We start from the raw sequence: 19,180 nt of genomic DNA, 5'->3' as shown, positions 1-19,180 counted from the left end.
GGGATCAGAAATCTGCAGATCCTCTGATTGGCAGGAGGATCTGCAGCAATCGAAAAAAGGAAGAAACGGTTTGAAAGAACAAAAGAGACGGCCCGCATACAGTAAACCTGTTGCGGAAGCCGTCTCTTTTTGTAGCAAAGGAATGTGTCCTGTGAGATGAAAATATAGTCACATACAGTCTATTTCAGCTTGATGTTCGCAAACAGGGATCCAAGGCTGGTTCCGACATCTTCTGATTTCGGGATATCGAAAGCTTCTTCTTCGATCTCAGTAGCTCCGGCGTCGTTCAGAGCCTTCATGCTGAGGCTGATTTTGCCGTCTTTCACGGAAATGATCTTAACAGTGACCTTGTCGCCTTCCTTCAGGACGGCAGCAGGTGTCTTGATTCTCTTTTCGCTGATCTGTGAAACGTGGAGAAGTCCGGAAAGGCCGTTGCCCAGGTTTATGAATGCGCCGTAAGGTTTGATCGTCTCCACAGTTCCTTCGGTTACAAGACCGGTTTCCACATTGGATATTTTGTTCTTACGTTCTTCGTCAGCTTTTTCTTTCAGCAGTTCCTTTGCGGAAAGAACCAGTTTCTGGTTTTCGGCATCGGCGGTGATTACCTGTACTTCGATTTCCTTGAAAAGCCATTCCTCTAGATTTTCCACATATCCGAGAGAAAGCTTTGAAGCAGGTATAAAGCCGCGGATTCCTTCCACGTAGGCGATCACTCCTGCATTTACGATTCCGCTGATCTTCACAGTCAGCGTTGTCCCGTCCTCCAGGAGCTGCTTCAGTTTTTCCCAGGCGAGGATGTCATTGGCCTCTTTCTTTGACAGGAGGATGTTCCCTTTTCCGTCGTCGGTCCTGATTACAGTTGCGGAGATGACATCGCCGACTGCAATATCTGATTTGATGGAAAAGGCAGGATCGCTGCTCAGGTCTTCCGCTTTGATGATCCCCTCTGCATAGTAGCCGAGGTCGATGATCACTTCTGTTTCAGAAACGCCGATTACGGTGCCTGTCAGGATGTCGCCTTCCTTAATTTTTTTGAATGAAGCTTCCAGTTCAGCAGAATAGTCTTCCATTCTTTCTTCCGGCTGGATCGGTTCTTTGGTTAAATCGTTTTCCATATGCTTTATACATCCTTTCATATTAGAGTTTTGCTGAGTAACAGCTTTGTTTTAGTATACCACAAGAGTGTCTGAACAGGGCGAAATATATTGGAATATCGGAGAATTTGTGATAAAGTAAGTGTACATAATTAATATTATTTTCATCATGTGACGGGAATTTGGAGGACATCAAATGGATAAAGACAGAAAGCTGGAACCGATTATTATTGCCTGTATGATTTTTTTGCTGTACACTATAGCAGCTATCTATAAGGTGGATTTATTGGGTAATATTCTGGCGCCCATCATGGATCTTGTGATCTTTGTATTGATTTTTATGAATGTATTTGAAAAGAAGCAGGCTCGCATGGTAAGAGCTGAATGGATCTGCTTTTCGGCAGGAATCTTATCGTGGACCTTTGCGGATGCTGCCTGGTGCTTCTATCTATATTATCTGGGCATCGACCCTCAAATGAGCAGGCTGATCAATTATTCTTATATGCTTACCAATGTATTCTTTACGATTGCTCTGGTGTTTTTTGCAAAGGTCCAGTTAAAAAAATGGAATGGTATACAGCTGATTTTGGATTCCGTTGCAATTGCTTCAGCGACGCTGTTTCTTGTGTGGATTGCGTTCTTTCAGTCTGTTGAATCCATAGTAGGGATTCTGGGCGGAGAAATCACGGCCCTAATCAGCTTTGCGCTGAACATTACAGGCATGGCGGGAGTCTTTATCTGGTCATTTTCCGTGCGAAAGGGAAAGGTGCCGAAGCATGTTGTCATGATTTCCACGGGTGTGTTTCTTTATTACGTGGCTGACATGTATTATTATAATACCTATTTTGCTGGTACCTATATACCGAATTCGATTGTTGACGTCCTGTATGCTGCATCATTTCTGATCATAGCCATTGGTTCTGTGCTCTGGAGGTATGGACTGGGGCAGGAGAATGGTTATACGGGTGAAAAGGCTGTTTCTAACATAGGATTCAGACGGAAGGGCTTCCTGCTTTTCATATTCCCGATTCTGATGCTGCTGGTGGAGGGATTTGTCGTAAGGGATCTTCTGATTTTTCTTTCTATCATGCTTTTTCATGAGAGCGTCACTACCTACGTGCAGGGATATGCCCAGAATGAAATACTGCTAAAAAAAGAAAAAGAGATGAATCGGATGCTGGAGGAAAAAATTCAGCAGAGGACGAAGGAAATCATAGCTAAGAACCAGGAATTGGAAGGAAAAAACAGGGAACTTGACTTTTTGTCCAATCAGGACACTGTCACGAATCTCTATAACAGGCGTTATTTTATGAATGCCCTTGAGTCGGAATGCACCTCCCTTAAGCAGGGTGAAACAATAGGACTTATGTTTATTGACGTGGACAGGTTCAAGACAATCAATGACACTTATGGCCATTATATCGGAGATGAGCTTCTGATCAGCCTTTCTAAAAGGCTGCAGTCCCTGTGCACGGACAATGTGCTGCTTGCCCGTATGGGAGGGGATGAATTTGTCCTGCGCTACAGGGGCAGCTACGGTTACCAGGAACTGGAGGAGTTTGCAAGAGCGATTTCCAGTGAGTGCGGAAAGGCAATCGAAGTAGAGCAGTACGCATTCCAGGTAAGCATGAGTATCGGGATATCCCTCTATCCGGTGGATGCAAAGGATTTCCAGACACTTTTGAAAAATGCGGATATTGCCATGTATCAGGCGAAGGCCTGCGGACATGGGAACTGCGTGTCGTATGATATAAACTTCACAAATAAGCTGCGTCATAAAAATGATATAGAAATCCTCCTCAAGCAGGCGGATTTTGAAAAGGACTTCGAGGTCTTCTACCAGCCGCAGTTCAGCATACCCCATAAAAAGCTGGTCGGCATAGAGGCGCTGCTGAGATGGAACAATCTGGAGATGGGATATATCTCACCTGCGGAATTCATACCGATTGCTGAGGAGATCAGCTATATCAATCCCATTGGCGAATGGGTAATGGGAAAGGCAATCAGGCAGATCAGCATCTGGAATGAGATGTACGATTTTGACCTAAAGGTTGGGATCAATGTTTCGCCGGTGCAGCTGGAAAACAAGACGATGATTCCGGCATTGGCGGATCTGATGAGAAAATACGCGGTCCGGCCTGAAAACATCGACATCGAAATCACAGAGAGCATAGCCATCGAGGGAGAACACAAGATTAAGCAGATAGACACCCTTTTCGAAGGGTTGGGCGTCTCGATATCCGTTGACGATTTTGGAACGGGATATTCCTCTTTAAGCTATTTGAAGCATTTCCCGTTTGAAAGAATCAAGATTGCAAAACCTCTTGTAGATGCCATCGCATATGCGAATTATGATATGCAGATCGTGAAATCCATTATACAGCTGGCAAAATCCATAGGCATGAAGACGATTGCCGAGGGGGTAGAGACCCAGGAGCAGTTCGATATCCTTGCGGAGCTCGGATGTGATGAAATCCAGGGATTTCTGCTTGGAAAACCTGTTCCGGCGGATGAGTTCGAAGTCTGCTACTTTGGACAGGCATGCAACAAGGAAAGAAAAAAAGACAGTAAGAGAAATGTGATACATATTTTGCCGGCATACCACGAGGGCGGGGGAGCTGACAGTAATGCGCTGGCCGAAATGTAAGGAAAACGGAGTATTTTTATTTAATAAGAAAGGCGGGTTTTGATTTGGAAATGGAAAAAACTCACAAAATATATGTAATAGGACACAAAAACCCTGACACGGATTCAATCTGTTCGGCGATTGCCTATGCGGACATTAAAAAAAGGCTGACTGGAAAAGAATATGTGGCTAAAAGAGCCGGTCAGATTAATGAAGAAACAAGATATGTACTGAACCGTTTCAAAATGGAGGAACCGGGATATCTTTCCGATGTAGGCACACAGGTGAAGGATATAGAAATCAGGGAGACCCAGGGCGTCAAGTCGGGAATATCTCTGAAAAAGGCATGGAATCTCATGAAGACGAACAATGTCACGACGCTCCCGATTACACAGGGCAACAAGCTTGAAGGCCTCATCACAATCGGCGACATTGCCAATTCCTATATGGATGTATACGACAGCACGATCCTTTCGGCTGCCCGCACCCAGTACATGAACATCCTTGAGACCCTGGAAGGTACAATGGTAGTTGGAAACGAACATTCCTATTTCGTAAAAGGAAAAGTACTGATTGCAGCAGCGAATCCTGACCTGATGGAAAGCTATATAGAAGAGGATGACCTGGTTATTCTGGGCAACAGATATGAATCGCAGCTCTGCGCCATTGAGATGAAGGCAGGATGCATAATCGTATGCGAGGGTGCGCCTGTATCAATGACCATCAAAAAACTGGCAGAGGAGAAATCCTGTGCGATCATCAGCACGCCTTATGATACCTATACAGCAGCGCGGCTTATCAACCAGAGCATGCCGATCAAACATTTCATGCGAAAGGATGAACTGACTACATTCAAGACCGATGATTTTACGGAAGCAATCAAGGATGTGATGGCAAAGAAACGCTACAGGGATTTCCCAATCATCGATAAACATGGCATTTATATCGGAATGATTTCCAGGCGAAACCTCCTGAACATGCAGAGAAAGCAGCTGGTTCTCGTGGACCACAATGAAAAATCACAGGCGGTAGACGGCATTGACGAAGCGGAAATTCTGGAGATCATCGACCACCACAGGCTCGGAAGTCTTGAGACCTTCGCACCTGTATTTTTCAGAAACCAGCCCCTCGGATGTACGGCGACGATTATGTACCAGATATACAACGAGAATAATCTGGAAATAAGCAAGCAGGTAGCCGGACTCCTGTGCTCTGCCATTATTTCAGACACCCTCATGTTCCGTTCTCCGACCTGTACATCGATTGACAGAAATGCCGCAGAAAGCCTGGCGGAAATTGCAGGAATCAAAATAGAAGAGTTCGCAAAAGAGATGTTCAATGCAGGAAGCAATCTGAAATCAAAATCGGCAGAGGAAGTGTTCTATCAGGATTTCAAAAAGTTCTCCGCAAGCGAGATAACATTCGGAGTGGGACAGATTAATTCCATGAATGCCAGCGAGCTTGAAGAGATCAAGGATAAGCTGGTTCCCTATCTGAAAAAGGCATACGGGGAGCAGAAGATCAATATGCTGTTCTTCATGCTGACGGACATCATAAATGAGACGACTGAGCTTCTGTGCTATGGAGACAATGCCAGAGAACTGGTCGAGAACTCCTTCAACGTTACATCGGATAACAACTCGTTCATACTGAAAAACGTGGTTTCAAGGAAGAAACAGCTGATTCCTGAATTCATGGTGACATTGCAGCAGTAAGGAAAGGTGCGTGGGATTATGGGCAGGCAGGTGTGGAAACCCGGAAACATGCTTTATCCGCTGCCGGCCGTTATGGTAAGCGCTGCGGATAAAGACGGAAAAAAGAATATAGTGACAGTCGCATGGACCGGTACGGTATGCACGAACCCGCCTATGGCGTATATTTCGCTGAGGCCTGAGAGGCATTCCTACAATATGATCAGGGAAACCGGGGAATTCGTTATAAACCTGGCTACCGAGGAGCTTGCCTATGCCACGGATTTCTGTGGCGTGCGCTCCGGCAGGGACAGGGACAAGTTCAGGGAAATGAAGCTGACGCCCGAAAAGGCTGCAGTCGTAAATGCCCCCCTGATCAAGGAAAGCCCGGTGTGTATCGAGTGCAGGGTGAAGCAGATCCTGGAACTGGGATCCCATCACATGTTTCTGGCAGATGTGGTGGCTGTTAGCGTCGACGATAAATACATCAATGAAAAGGGCAAATTCCAGCTGGCTGATTCGCGTCCGATCGTGTACTCCCATGGAGAGTATTACGGACTGGGCAGGCTGCTTGGTAACTTCGGCTACAGCGTGAAGGCGCAAAATGCAGTGAAGAAAAAGGCAGGAAAACCGAAAACAGGCAGGAAACAGTTTCAATAGAAGCACTAATAAAAGGCGGGTGACACTATGAAGATATGCTCCATCGGAATAAAGAATTTTAAGTCGATTGAAAATCTTTACATGAATGAAATTGATAGTGCGCTTATCCTTGTGGGCAAAAACAGCACGGGAAAGTCCTCTGTCATAGATGCGATCCTTGCGGCTGCAGGCGACTACAAGGTCAGAGAAGCCGATTTTGACAACAAAAGCAGCAGTATAGAAATCCAGATGGAGCTGGAAATTACGGAGGAGGATCTGGTGCTTCTGTACCAGAAAGGGATCGTAAGCAAATACAGGAACTATAACCTCTGGCTTACCAGCTTCATGGAAAGGCTTCCGTCCTATAAGGACGGCCGCTTAACATTTACCTGCATCATAAGCAGGGATAAAAAAATCAGATATTCCGACGGCTTCAAGAAAAACAACAGCCATATACGTGAAGTTTTTCCTAAGATACACTATATCGACAATTCCAGGGATACGGGAGATATCGAAAGGGACATCTTCATACTGGAAGGGCAGGATGTGCTTGCGCCCTTCAGGGAAAACCTGTGCATTTTCGATCAGTCGAAGATATGCGACCAATGCTTTGACTGTATCGGATATATCAGCCAGAAGCCGGTGGACGAAATGAGCGTGTTCGAGACTGCCAAACTTCTCGAGCACAAGCTGACAAAACTGAATATGAGCAGCTTTGCGGATAAGGTAAACCGCTATTACCATAAGAACAGCGGAGATTCTCAGGATATCCGGTACATATCGAGGTTTGACATGCAGAAGGTTTTCCGCATAGACACCATGGTGTTCAACAAGGACAGGCAGACGGAGGGCATTCTGGATTCCCTGAGCGCGGCCACGAAGAGCATCTATCTCCTGTCGCTTCTGGAAGCCTACATTGATGAGACCGACAGCATGCCATGCATCATCATGATGGAGGATCCTGAAATTTATCTGCATCCCGAACTCCAAAAGGTGGCAAGCGAAATCCTTTACCGCCTTTCAAAGAAGAACCAGGTCATTTTCACGACCCACTCGCCGAACATGATATTCAATTTCACATCCCGGCAGATCAGGCAGGTCATCCTGGATGACAAGTTCTATACGACGGTGAATCCGGAAACAGACATAGACGAGATCCTGGACGACCTGGGATACACGGCAAACGACCTTATGAACATAAGCTTCGTTTTTATTGTGGAAGGAAAGCAGGACAGCAGCCGTCTTCCGCTGCTCCTGGAGAAATATTATGCGGAGGTCTATGATGAATCAGGCAGGCTGAAGAGGATTTCCATCATCACGACGAACAGCTGCACGAACATCAAAACCTATGCAAACCTGAAGTATATCAACCAGCTCTACCTGAAGGACCAGTTCCTGATGATCAGGGACAGCGACGGAAGGGATCCGAAATTCCTGGTAAGACAGCTCTGCAGCTATTATGCAGAGAGGGGAAAGGAAGAGGAAGGGAAGCTGCCGCAGGTTCATCCAAAGAACGTGCTGGTGCTGAAATACTATTCCTTTGAGAATTATTTTCTGGATCCGGCGACCATGGAGAAGATCGGCGTGATCAGGAAGGAAGAGGATTTCTACAACATCCTTTATGACAAATTCAGAGCGTATCTCTCGAGGCATCCAAGCGTGAAGAGGATGACTAAAATCACCGGAATCTACATAAAGAATAAGGAAGACCTTATAAAAAACATAGAAACGATCAAAATATTCGTAAAAGGCCATAATCTTTTTGATATCTTTTATGGAAGATATAAAGACGCCGCCGAAACGGAAATACTGAAGAAATATATAGATGCGGCGCCGCGGGAAGTGTTTGCTGATATCCTGGACGTCATAGATTCTTTCGTATATTTCAACAGCAGAAAAAAGAAGCAGGATTAGCGGCCTTCAATCCCCGCAGGGTGAAGGCTGCGGGAAAGGGTATGGTTGTAACATGCATAATATAGTATTGATAGGGATGCCCGGTGTGGGTAAAAGCACAGTGGGCGTCATTCTTGCAAAAATTCTTGGATACCAGTTCGTGGATGCTGACATCCTGATCCAGGAACAGGAAGGAAGGCTTCTGAGCGAAATCATAAGCGAAGAAGGCGTGGACGGATTCGTAGCAATTGAAAACCGTGTAAACGGAAGCATAGAGGCGGACAGGACAGTGATTGCAACAGGAGGAAGCGTCGTCTACGGAAAAGAGGCGATGGAGCATCTGGGCAGGATCGGCACAGTGGTATACCTGAAGCTGTCCTATGAAGAGCTTGCTAAGAGGCTGAGCAACATCAAGGGCAGGGGAGTCGTTCTCAGGGAAGACCAGACGCTGATGGACCTTTATGAGGAGAGGACCCCCTTGTACGAGAAATATGCCGATATCGTGGTTGATGAAGAAGGCCTCGGAGTCGAGGAGACCATCGAAGGCATAATCGAAAAAATGGATGAGGGGCTTTACAAAAGGACGGATTGCTGATAAAATGAGATTGTTACAAAAGTGTTACAAAATAGTTACGATGTATTGAGATGCATATATGCACAGCGAGCCGGAACCGCCGGCAGGATTTAATCATGGAGGTTTTATGAAACGAGTTACAAGACACTATCAGAAGGCGCAGCGTGGATTTGTCAAAGCAGCAATCCTGGCCGGTCTTTTCTTTCTGGTAGCAGCGCCGGTTGCAGGCAACGCAGGAAATGACGGAAAAGGATACTATACAGTGTCAGTCAATGATAAAGAAATAGGAAGCGTAAGCTCCGAAGAAATGGCAGACGAGGCCTATATTGAGGCCAGGGCAAAACTCCAGGGAGAATCGGAAGATCTGGTGCTTGTGGACGCCGAAGTCAAAGTTACCGAAGCGGAGAACAGACTTTTTGGATCCACGGATACAAAAGAAGAAGTGGCAGACAGGATATATGATGAACTGAAGAATAAGATCGTTGATGCGAAACGCAAGGCATATACGGTGAAAATAGATCAATTTTCGGTGACCCTCGGAAGCAGGGACGAGGTAGTCCAGCTTCTTGATGCGGCAAAAAGCAAGTATGATACAGGCAACAGGTTTTCAGTAGAGCTCGTTGCAGACGAGTCCAATGAGATGGATGTTCTGACCGCCAACGTGGTTACAGCAGGGGTTTCATCGAATGGGGCCGCCAGCGTTATGGCAGCAGAGGACGGAACAGCGCAGCCGGCAGCACAGGAAGCAGCTGTGGAATCCAATAACGGGATTATGAACATTGCCTTTGAAGAAAATGTTGAGATCGTTGAGACCTATGCGACTTCTGAACAGATGACGCCGGTTGCAGATGCCATCGACATGGTCACAAAGGATAAAGAGACAAATAAAGTCTATGAGGTTGTGGAGGGCGACTGCCTTTCGACGGTTGCAGAAAAAAATGCAACATCGGTAGCCAATATATTAGGAATGAATCCGTCGATGACAGAAGAGACTGTGATCCAGATAGGCGATGAAATCGTGGTGACGGTTCCAGAACCGGAATTATCGGTAGTGGTTACAGAAGAAGCGACCTATGAGGAAGACTATCAGGCTGAAACACAGTATGTCGACAACAACAGCTGGTACACCAGCCAGCAGGCGGTAGTTCAGGAAGCATCACCAGGACGCAGGCAGATCACCGCAGTCATAACCTACAGGAACGGAAGCGAAGTGGGCAGGGAGATCAGGCAGGAGACTGTCATTGCCGAATCACTTCCTCAGATTATAGAAAGAGGAACACAGGCTCCACCTACCTTTATCAAACCTGTTTCATCCGGCTCCTTCTCTTCGCCTTTCGGGCCGAGATGGGGAAAAATGCATAAAGGCGTCGACTGGTCCTGTTCGACAGGAACTGCTGTCAAGGCATCATGCGGAGGAACTGTTTCAAGCGCGGGATGGCAGAATGGATATGGAAACTGCATCACGATCACGCATTCGAATGGCATGCAGACCAGATATGCCCATCTGAGCAAAATTATGGTTTCGGTGGGAGCAAGAGTCAGCCAGGGAGACAAGATCGCACTCAGCGGAAATACGGGAAGAAGCACCGGACCCCATCTTCATTTTGAAATCATTGTCAATGGAACCCAGGTGGATCCAATGAAATACCTGAAATAACAAAATAGAATCTCACAGATATGCATAAATATAAATGGTCAGCCGTGGTCTTGGAATTTGGATAAGCCGGGCTGGCTATTTTTGGTTTACAAATGAGAACTTTGTGCTATAATAAAGCATGGATTAAAAAGAAAACAAAACCACGAGGTCATGAGAAATTGAAGTCGCGGCGTCTAACTGCGCAGAAAATTTGGAAAAGACACAGTTCGGATACAATGAAGAAATGAAAAATAAAGAACATTAGAAGACAAGAACAAACATTACGGACATTTAAATAGACAGATACAGACAGTCATATAGAGAGCGCAACGTAACAGTTCGACAGGATGTCCTAAGGGGACAGAGGATCTGACGGTTATCATGCAATGTAACTTATCAAATTTCGAGAATACAGAGGTGCAAAATGGAGCAATATATTATAAATGGCGGAAATCCGCTTGTTGGAGAAGTGGAAATCGGCGGAGCAAAGAATGCCGCCCTGGCTATACTGGCAGCAGCAATCATGACAGATGAGACGGTTGTAATCGATAATCTGCCGGATGTCAGAGATATTAATGTATTATTACAGGCAATAGAGGGCATTGGAGCCCGTGTCGAAAGAGTCGGCAAACATACGGTTAAGATCAATGGTTCTACAATCGGAGAATTAAGTATAGATTATGAATATATAAAGAAAATCAGGGCATCCTACTATCTTCTTGGCGCATTGCTGGGAAAATACAAGAGGGCGCAGGTAGCGCTTCCGGGAGGATGCAATATTGGAAGCCGTCCGATCGACCAGCATATCAAGGGATTTAAGGCTCTTGGCGCAGAGGTCAGAATCGAATTCGGACTTATTCTTGCACAGGCAGAAGCACTTGTAGGAAGCCATATCTACCTTGATGTGGTATCCGTAGGGGCTACAATCAATATCATGCTTGCAGCAGCAATGGCAGAAGGCAATACGATTATTGAAAATGCAGCAAAAGAGCCACATATCGTTGACGTCGCAAACTTCCTCAACAGCATGGGAGCTAACATCAAGGGCGCAGGTACTGATGTAATCAGAATTAAGGGCGTTGACAGGCTTAGAAAGACAGAATATTCGATCATCCCGGACCAGATAGAGGCGGGAACCTTTATGCTTGCGGCAGCAGCAACAAAAGGCGATATTACAGTGAAAAATGTAATTCCGAAACATCTTGAGGCGACTACGGCAAAGCTCATCGAAATCGGCTGTGAAGTTGAAGAATTCGATGATGCAGTGAGGGTTGTTGCATCTAAGAACCTGCACCATACAAATGTTAAGACACTTCCATATCCTGGATTCCCTACAGATATGCAGCCACAGATAGCAGTTGTGCTCGCGATGTCGGAAGGCACAAGTATCGTCGCAGAAAGTATCTTTGAAAACAGGTTCAAATATGTTGACGAGCTGGCAAGAATGGGAGCGAAGGTTAAAGTTGAGGGCAACACCGCAATCATAAACGGAGTGGAGAAGTTCACCGGAGCCCAGGTCAGCGCACCGGATTTAAGGGCAGGCGCAGCGCTTGTAATTGCAGGACTTGCAGCGGAAGGGATCACCCTTGTTGACGATATCATGTATATCGAACGCGGATACGAGGATTTTGAGAAGAAGCTCAGCAGCCTCGGCGCACAGATTGAAAAGGTAAGCACAGAGAAGGAAATACAGAAATTCAAATTGAAAGTAAGCTAGCACACTAGTCTGCTGTTTAGCCAATTATCAGTGGTACAGCATACTTGAATATATGCAGGCCAGAGCGTGAGCCCTGGTGAAAAAAATAAAGACGGATTAGCCATTCATTCGCAGAGAGTGAATGGCTATGTGTGTAATTAAAAAACCCGGGGCCCTCAATCTTGAGGGCCCCGGGTTTTGGAGCGGTGAAGCCGCTTTGGCGCCTGCCTGCGGTGCGAGAGCCAGTGAAACGAGAGCCTGCCGGGTCAGGCACAGCGCCTACAGACCCAATCTACAGAAGCGATTCAATTGTCAGGCCATGCATATCGGCCAGACTGATATAGCGGTCTCCGGATTTTATCATGGGTTTTGATAAGGCATTTCTATTGATCATGACGATCTCGCCCTCCGTCCCGTCGCTCAGGAGCACGGTGTGGTTCATGTAGGTCTCGACAATCCTTTCAAGAAACGGCAGCAGGAACTGAGGGGCATATTTCTGGAATCCGTCTTCCTCAAAGATGCTGATTACCTTGAACGGGCATAATGGCCCGCGGTATACCCGTTGTGAAGTCATGGCGTCATAGACATCAGCTATGGCTATGATTTTCGCATAATCGTCTATGCAGGCGGCATTCAGGCCTGATGGATATCCTGATTTGTCGCATCTTTCGTGGTGCATAAGTGCTGATTTTTTGATTCTTTCAGAAACATCCTGGTCTTTCAGAAGATTGAAGCCTTCCAAAGTGTGGGTTTTTACGATTTCGTACTCGAGATCTGTAAGCTTCACAGGTTTTTTGATAATCTGTGGCGGGATTTTCAGCTTCCCGATGTCATGGAGAAGTCCGCAGAGAGTCAGTGTTTCGATTTCTTCCTGGGGATAGCCGAGCCATTTTCCGAATATATTGGCTATCAGCGCCACATTCAGGGAATGGATAAAGGTAGAGTCATCCTCATCACGCAGGTTCTGCAGCATGTCGAATACGCGGAGGGAAGTCATGTCATCAGGGACAATCTGGCCGGCCCAGGAAAGCATGCTGGCGGTATCTATGGCAAGGTGCCTGGATGCGACATCGTTCATGACATTCTTCAGGGTATCCAGATTTTCATAGAAATGTTTTTTGAATATAATAAATTCTACGCTCTGCCTGATTCTTTCCGAATAGGTGGAAGGCTCTGGTTCGCCAGGGGAGAGGCAGGATGTGTCATCGGAAATGGCTACTCCGACGATGGAGTAGAATTCAAGGCGGGTAATTAAATCATCCGTCAGAACAGACCCTTTGGGAAGCAGCAGGGAATCGTTGTAATTGAATACGTCTTCTGCGGTTATCATTCCTGGAACTAAATCTCTTGTGTGTACTTTCTTCATGGTGTCGGGCTCCTTTGTCTCATCTGTAAAAGTGAATGTCAGAAAACTGCATATTTATTCAAATTGTAATCTTTGCCGTGGCAAACTCTAATTCTAGTATATGAATTCCGGATTCTGTTGTCAATAAAGCATTCCGGCTGAGCGTAATTTTGGTATAAAAAAACACTTGACATTTCACAACAAAGATAGTAATTTAGGTTATACAGGATTTGAAAAAACTTAATATTGTAATATTCCCTTATTCAGAGTGATGGAGATACAAAGGATCTGTGAAGTCACGGCAACCCCTTATAGGAAGGTGCCAACCTGAGCGAGTAATCGAGCAATAAGAGGATTTGATTATCTTGGATATCAGGTCTGCTTAGGCGGGTCTTTTTTTTTGCATATGATTTTGCGCCTGAGCTACCCCTCGTTTTACGGAAAAGTAAAACTGCCTGCGTAAAAAGTTACCTAAACAGTTCAACAAGTTTAAGAAGGAGAAAAGAACAATGGAAAAATTATTATTTACCTCAGAATCAGTAACTGAAGGCCACCCAGACAAATTGTGCGATCAGGTATCAGATGCGGTACTGGATGCGCTTTTAGAACAGGATCCGATGAGCAGGGTTGCCTGTGAAACATCAACAAATACAGGCTTTGTACTGGTAATGGGCGAAATTACTACAAAAGCAAAAATTGATATTGAAAAAATCGTAAGAGATACCGTAATTGGAATCGGCTATGATAATGATGCGTTAGGGTTCAACGGACATAACTGCGAAGTTATCATGAAAATAGATGAACAGTCTGCAGATATCGCGATGGGCGTTGACAAAGCTTTAGAAGCAAAAGAAAACACAATGACGGATGCTGAAATAGAAGCAATCGGAGCCGGAGACCAGGGTATGATGTTCGGATTCGCGTCAAATGAAACAGAAGATTTCATGCCATATCCAATCGACCTTGCACACAGGCTTGCAAGACAGCTTACGAAGGTACGCAAGGACGGTACTTTGAAATATTTAAGACCTGACGGAAAAACACAGGTTACCATGGAATATAATGAAAAGGGAAAACCTGTCCATGTGGATACAGTCGTATTATCGACTCAGCATGATCCTGATGTTACACAGGAACAGATTCATGAAGATATCAAAAAATATGTATTCGAACCAATTCTTCCAAAGGATCTTACAGATGAAAACACGAAATATTTCATCAATCCTACAGGAAGATTCGTAATCGGCGGACCTTGCGGAGACAGCGGACTTACAGGACGTAAAATCATCGTAGATACTTACGGCGGATACGCAAGACACGGCGGCGGAGCTTTTTCAGGAAAAGACTGCACAAAGGTTGACCGCTCTGCAGCATATGCAGCACGTTACGTTGCGAAGAACCTTGTTGCAGCAGGACTTGCAGACAAATGTGAAATCCAGCTTTCCTATGCAATCGGAGTTGCAGAACCGATGTCAGTCATGATTGATACGTTCGGAACCGGAAAGCTTTCAAACGAGAAACTGGAAGAAATCGTAAGGGCAAACATCGACCTTCGTCCGGCAGGAATCATCAAGATGCTTGATCTTCGCCGCCCTATCTACAAACAGACAGCAGCTTACGGACATTTCGGACGCAGCGATCTGAACCTTCCATGGGAAGCATTAGATAAGGTAGAAGTATTTAAAAAATATCTGTAACTATTCAGGACCATGTCCTTCATAATTACAAATAGCTATAATTATTAAAAGCTGCTGCAGAATAACTGATTACTCAGTCGTTCTGCAGCAGCTTCTTTTTGCATCCTACTGTTCGGAAAATGCAGCCTTAATTGTCAAAGTCGATGTGGCAGCTTCCTTCTGGAGAATTGATATCAATATAGGAAAGGTTTAAATTATCCGCCATTACATCAATCTTGTATTCGAAGACAACATTGTCCGAAGGTTTTGACATAAAGATATAGGTGCCATCCTCCTTGTCTTCTGCAAAATCAGCTATTTCGGCATAGATGTCGCATCCGCGGATATCCAGCATGCATCCTGCCTGCCTGATACGTTCTTCAATGATCTGGTATATTTCGTCCATGACGTCCTCCTTTCTGTTCGTGTTAAGTTGATCAGGCAGAATCGAAAAATTCAGTTATTTCCGCTTCCGATTGTGCCCTTAGTCGTGTCTGGAATTATCATACCAAAAAAGGAGTATTATTACATCATTTTTATGATAAAATTAAAAAAAATGTGGAATACTGCAAAGTTTATGAAATATTAAGAAAAGTTTATACTTGTTTATGTGTAAATAAAAACCCCCTATGCTATAATTGGAAAGTAGTATAAGGAAGATATTTACCAGGGAGAAATTACCAATGAAGATGAAAACGAGATTTCTGGTTGCATTTTTAACAATCATTATCGTTCCAATTATGCTGATGATTGTTGCGCTTATGGGATTCAGCAATTACCAGCTCCAGTCATTGGAGGCTGACTATGGAATTGAGGATACAACCTATGAGAATCTTTCGAATTCGATACAGGCGTTGAACCAGGTTACAAAAGATATATGTGCAGAGCTTCACGAAACGGCAGTTTCCAAACCGGAATCCTTTGAGGATGAGACGTTTTTGAATGAGATCAACCGGCAGCTTTTTGAAAAGTCCTCCTATCTGATTGTCAGAAAGGGCGATGCGCTGGTGTACCAGGGCAAAAAAAATGACCTGGGGTCGCTGGCTAAGAAGCTTCCCGCATACGGGGACTACAATTCGAACCTTGACGGAGGCGTTTATATCGGGAATGATGTGCAGGCTCTTGTCAAACAGGTGGACTTCAGGTTCCAGGATGGCAGCAAGGGAAGTGCATTTATCGTAACATCAGTGCGGGATGCGATTCCGCAGGTCAAGGCGCTCATTATAGAAATGTTCATAGCAATCGTGTTTATTCTTATATTTACCAGTGCGCTTCTTATGGCGTGGATCTATAAAGGGATCAATACACCGCTCAGTAAACTGAAAGCGGCTACCCAGAACATAAAAGAAGGAAATCTTGATTTTACGCTGGAGGTCGAAAGCGGAGACGAAGTCGGCGAGCTATGCCAGGATTTTGAAGAAATGAGGAAACGGCTGAAGGAGTCGGCAGAAGCCAAGCTTCAGTATGACAAGGAGAGCAAGGAGCTGATCAGCAACATTTCTCATGACCTGAAGACACCGATTACGGCCATAAAGGGGTATGTGGAAGGCATCATAGACGGTGTGGCCGACACGCCGGAAAAGGTGGACAAGTATATCCGTACGATATACAATAAGGCAAATGATATGGATAAGCTTATCAATGAGCTTACTTTCTATACGAAGATCGATACGAACAGAATTCCGTATACATTCAATAAAATAAACGTGACGGGATATTTCAACGACTGCATCGAGGAAGTGGGGCTTGAACTCGTTTCGAAAAATATCAAGCTCACCTATTTTAATTACGTGGACGATGACGTCTATGTGATTGCCGATGCGGAGCAGATGAAGCGGGTCATCAACAATATTGTCAGCAATTCCATAAAATACATGAATAAAGCCAAGGGGTTCATAAGCATCCGTGTAAGGGATGTGGGTGATTTCATACAGGTCGAGATAGAGGACAACGGAAAAGGGATCGCGGCGAAAGACCTGCCATTCATTTTCGACAGATTCTACAGGACCGATGCATCCAGGAATTCAGCCCAGGGCGGCAGCGGAATAGGCCTCTCGATCGTGAGGAAGATTGTCGAAGACCATGGCGGGAAAATCTGGGCGACCAGCAAGGAATCAACAGGAACGGTTATGAATTTTGTTCTTAGAAAATATCAGGAGGTACCGGTAAATGAGTAAAATACTGATTGTAGAAGATGAGGTAAGCATTGCGGAGCTTGAAAAGGATTATCTTGAACTCAGCGGATTTGAAGTAGAGACAGAACATACAGGAGACGTGGGGCTGAAAAGGGCGCTCGAGGAGGATTTTGATCTTTTTGTCCTGGACCTTATGCTTCCTGGCGTAGACGGATTTGAAATATGCAAAAAGATAAGGGAAAAGAAGAACACCCCGATTATCATGGTGTCGGCCAAAAAGGATGATATTGATAAAATCAGGGGCCTCGGAATGGGAGCAGACGATTACATGACGAAACCCTTCAGCCCGAGCGAGCTGGTCGCAAGGGTCAAGGCACATCTTGCGCGTTATGAGAGGCTGATCGGAAGCAGCGTTCAGGAGAACGAGATCGTCGAGATCAGAGGGATCAGAATCGATAAGACTGCAAGAAGGGTCTACGTCAATAATGAAGAGAAGAGCTTCACGACCAAGGAATTCGACCTCCTGACCTTCCTTGCCCAGAATCCGAACAGGGTATTCACCAAGGAGGAGCTGTTCAACAAAATATGGAACATGGACTCTGTAGGTGATATCGCAACGGTAACCGTACATATCAAAAAGATACGCGAAAAAATCGAATACAACACTGCAAAACCGCAGTACATAGAGACGATTTGGGGCGTGGGCTACAGGTTCAAGGTATAAGCAGCGGGGGCTGGGAATGGTTTCAGCACCGAAACTGCGGAATTTTAAGGAACAACAGGGAGAACGAAATTGAAGCTTAACATATTATTTGAAGACAGCCATATACTCGTATGCGAGAAACCATCAGGAGTGCCGTCCCAGAGCAGCCGGACAGGAACCCCTGACATGGAGAGTCTGCTCAAGAACTACCTTTTTGAAAAGGACCCGGGGAAGGGCGAGCCGTACCTTGCCATGATACACCGCCTTGACCAGCCGGTGCAGGGAGTGATGGTATTTGGAAAGACGCCATTTGCCGCAAAAGAGCTCAGCAGGCAGGTAAACGACGGGACCATGAAGAAATTCTATATAGCGGTCACCTGCGGAAAGATGCCGTCGGACGAAGGGGTGCTGACAGACTATCTCATCAAGAACGGAAGGGAAAACACGTCATCTGTAGCGTCTAAAAACGCTCTCGGAGCAAAGAAAGCGGAACTCAGATACAAGGTCCTTGAAAGGCATGAAGAGGGCGTCAATCTGGTCGAGATCGAACTGATAACAGGACGCCACCATCAGATCAGGGTGCAGATGGCGAACGCTGGAACACCTCTTTGGGGCGACACGAAGTACAACAAGGAATTTGCGGCAAAGGAAGGGTGGAGCCAGATTTCCCTATGCGCATTCAGGCTGACCTTCAATCACCCGAAAACAAAGGCTTCCATGACATTCTCAACCCAGCCTGAGGGCCCTGGATTTGAGCGTTTAACGTAAGGACGTAGTCCTGAATAGTTGCGTTTCATCTTGACAAAGAAAAGCATATAGAATAAAATTACCACATATGAAATTTTAAATGGCGATGATGAGGAATAGTACTGGCTGGAAAGGCTGCAGAGAGGGAATCGAATGGTGTAAGATTCCTGCCCGGAACGTTTGGAACCTACCTTTGAGCCCCGCATGAAAGTGCGGCGTTCCTCTGGCGTTAACAGAGTTTAAAAGAGGACCGGGAATACAACCTGGTTAATTAGGGTGGTACCGCCGAAGCCTTTCGGTCCCTTCTGGGGACAGGAGGGCTATTTTGCGTGAACAATGAGTCAGGCGCATCCAGGCGTGCTTATGGTCGTCTGCTTGCAGAAACGTCCATAAGCAGGCATGGATGCATGCGACGAATGTCGCGACATCCGGAGGAATCCGCAAGGCGGATTTCACCGGATGCGGCCTGACGGAGTGAAGTGGAGGTAAGGCATCTGCTTGCAGAAATGCCCCTAAGCCCGCATGGATGCATGCGACGAATGTCGCGACATCCGGAGGAATCCGCAATGGCGGATTTCGCCGGATGCGGCCTGACGGAGTGAAGTGACTCTGAACAGTAAACAATTAATTTAGGTAATTGATAAATGTTTTTCTCCTTTTGTGTGGATAACTATCCCGTATATAAGGAGAGAAAAAGGGTCATTATTCAGAATAGTTTCTGGATT

15 protein-coding genes, 1 riboswitch and 1 other annotated feature are annotated in these 19,180 nt (G+C 45.6%); of the genes, 12 read left to right on the top strand and 3 right to left on the bottom strand.

From position 1 onward, the window contains the following. Positions 1 to 179 precede the first annotated feature (179 nt). The gene (locus BJR36_RS17725) at positions 180 to 1,115 is read right to left on the bottom strand and encodes a S1 RNA-binding domain-containing protein (RefSeq protein WP_091236778.1); all 936 of its coding nucleotides are present in this window, start codon (positions 1,113 to 1,115) and stop codon (positions 180 to 182) included. Between the two features lie 175 nt (positions 1,116 to 1,290). On the opposite strand from BJR36_RS17725, the gene BJR36_RS17720 reads away from it, so the two are divergent. The 7 genes from BJR36_RS17720 to BJR36_RS17690 all read left to right on the top strand — a co-directional run bounded on the left by BJR36_RS17720 (position 1,291) and on the right by BJR36_RS17690 (position 11,870). After that, a complete protein-coding gene (locus tag BJR36_RS17720) occupies positions 1,291 to 3,741 on the top strand; it encodes a putative bifunctional diguanylate cyclase/phosphodiesterase (RefSeq protein WP_091236768.1) in 2,451 nt (816 codons plus the stop codon). Between the two features lie 50 nt (positions 3,742 to 3,791). Then, on the top strand, positions 3,792 to 5,435 hold the full coding sequence (locus BJR36_RS17715; RefSeq protein ID WP_091236777.1) for a putative manganese-dependent inorganic diphosphatase: 1,644 nt from the start codon (positions 3,792 to 3,794) through the stop codon (positions 5,433 to 5,435). Between the two features lie 18 nt (positions 5,436 to 5,453). Beyond that, positions 5,454 to 6,071, top strand: a complete 618-nt coding sequence (locus BJR36_RS17710) for a flavin reductase family protein (RefSeq protein ID WP_091236767.1) — start codon at positions 5,454 to 5,456, stop codon at positions 6,069 to 6,071. Between the two features lie 27 nt (positions 6,072 to 6,098). Continuing rightward, on the top strand, positions 6,099 to 7,964 hold the full coding sequence (locus BJR36_RS17705) for an ATP-dependent nuclease (RefSeq protein WP_091236766.1): 1,866 nt from the start codon (positions 6,099 to 6,101) through the stop codon (positions 7,962 to 7,964). Between the two features lie 52 nt (positions 7,965 to 8,016). After that, positions 8,017 to 8,538, top strand: coding sequence for a shikimate kinase (locus BJR36_RS17700; protein ID WP_091236765.1), 522 nt, complete (start codon positions 8,017 to 8,019; stop codon positions 8,536 to 8,538). A 106-nt stretch (positions 8,539 to 8,644) separates the two neighbouring features. Next, positions 8,645 to 10,174 (top strand): M23 family metallopeptidase, encoded by a 1,530-nt coding sequence (locus BJR36_RS20940; protein ID WP_169823770.1) that lies wholly within the window; start codon positions 8,645 to 8,647, stop codon positions 10,172 to 10,174. Between the two features lie 403 nt (positions 10,175 to 10,577). Then, positions 10,578 to 11,870, top strand: coding sequence for a UDP-N-acetylglucosamine 1-carboxyvinyltransferase (locus BJR36_RS17690; protein ID WP_091236763.1), 1,293 nt, complete (start codon positions 10,578 to 10,580; stop codon positions 11,868 to 11,870). A 271-nt stretch (positions 11,871 to 12,141) separates the two neighbouring features. Here BJR36_RS17690 and BJR36_RS17685 read toward each other — a convergent pair whose 3' ends face one another. Next, positions 12,142 to 13,215 (bottom strand): HD-GYP domain-containing protein, encoded by a 1,074-nt coding sequence (locus BJR36_RS17685; protein WP_091236762.1) that lies wholly within the window; start codon positions 13,213 to 13,215, stop codon positions 12,142 to 12,144. A 235-nt stretch (positions 13,216 to 13,450) separates the two neighbouring features. Next, a riboswitch (SAM riboswitch) is annotated at positions 13,451 to 13,547 on the top strand. A 156-nt stretch (positions 13,548 to 13,703) separates the two neighbouring features. On the opposite strand from BJR36_RS17685, the gene metK reads away from it, so the two are divergent. Next, positions 13,704 to 14,891: a methionine adenosyltransferase gene (gene metK / locus BJR36_RS17680; RefSeq protein WP_091236761.1), complete on the top strand. Its 1,188-nt coding sequence runs from the start codon at positions 13,704 to 13,706 to the stop codon at positions 14,889 to 14,891. 127 nt (positions 14,892 to 15,018) lie between these two features. Here metK and BJR36_RS17675 read toward each other — a convergent pair whose 3' ends face one another. Beyond that, the gene (locus BJR36_RS17675) at positions 15,019 to 15,276 is read right to left on the bottom strand and encodes a hypothetical protein (protein WP_091236760.1); all 258 of its coding nucleotides are present in this window, start codon (positions 15,274 to 15,276) and stop codon (positions 15,019 to 15,021) included. Between the two features lie 277 nt (positions 15,277 to 15,553). Between BJR36_RS17675 and BJR36_RS17670 the strand changes: the two genes are divergently transcribed. From BJR36_RS17670 to BJR36_RS20440, 4 genes are all read left to right on the top strand, one after another. Beyond that, the gene (locus BJR36_RS17670) at positions 15,554 to 17,047 is read left to right on the top strand and encodes a sensor histidine kinase (protein WP_091236759.1); all 1,494 of its coding nucleotides are present in this window, start codon (positions 15,554 to 15,556) and stop codon (positions 17,045 to 17,047) included. Then, positions 17,040 to 17,729 (top strand): response regulator transcription factor, encoded by a 690-nt coding sequence (locus BJR36_RS17665; RefSeq protein WP_091236758.1) that lies wholly within the window; start codon positions 17,040 to 17,042, stop codon positions 17,727 to 17,729. Before BJR36_RS17670 ends, BJR36_RS17665 begins: the two co-directional genes overlap by 8 nt. A 69-nt stretch (positions 17,730 to 17,798) precedes the next feature. Continuing rightward, positions 17,799 to 18,476, top strand: coding sequence for an RluA family pseudouridine synthase (locus BJR36_RS17660; protein WP_091236757.1), 678 nt, complete (start codon positions 17,799 to 17,801; stop codon positions 18,474 to 18,476). Between the two features lie 76 nt (positions 18,477 to 18,552). Next, positions 18,553 to 18,762: a binding site (T-box leader), on the top strand. 22 nt (positions 18,763 to 18,784) lie between these two features. Next, positions 18,785 to 18,925 (top strand): hypothetical protein, encoded by a 141-nt coding sequence (locus tag BJR36_RS20440; protein WP_169823769.1) that lies wholly within the window; start codon positions 18,785 to 18,787, stop codon positions 18,923 to 18,925. The last annotated feature ends 255 nt before the right edge of the window (positions 18,926 to 19,180 follow it).

Origin of the sequence: Anaerobium acetethylicum (assembly GCF_900096945.1) — a bacterium.
Classification (GTDB): domain Bacteria; phylum Bacillota; class Clostridia; order Lachnospirales; family Lachnospiraceae; genus Anaerobium; species Anaerobium acetethylicum.
Note: the sequence above shows the minus strand (reverse complement) of the source record. Positions and strands in the feature narration are given on the sequence as shown.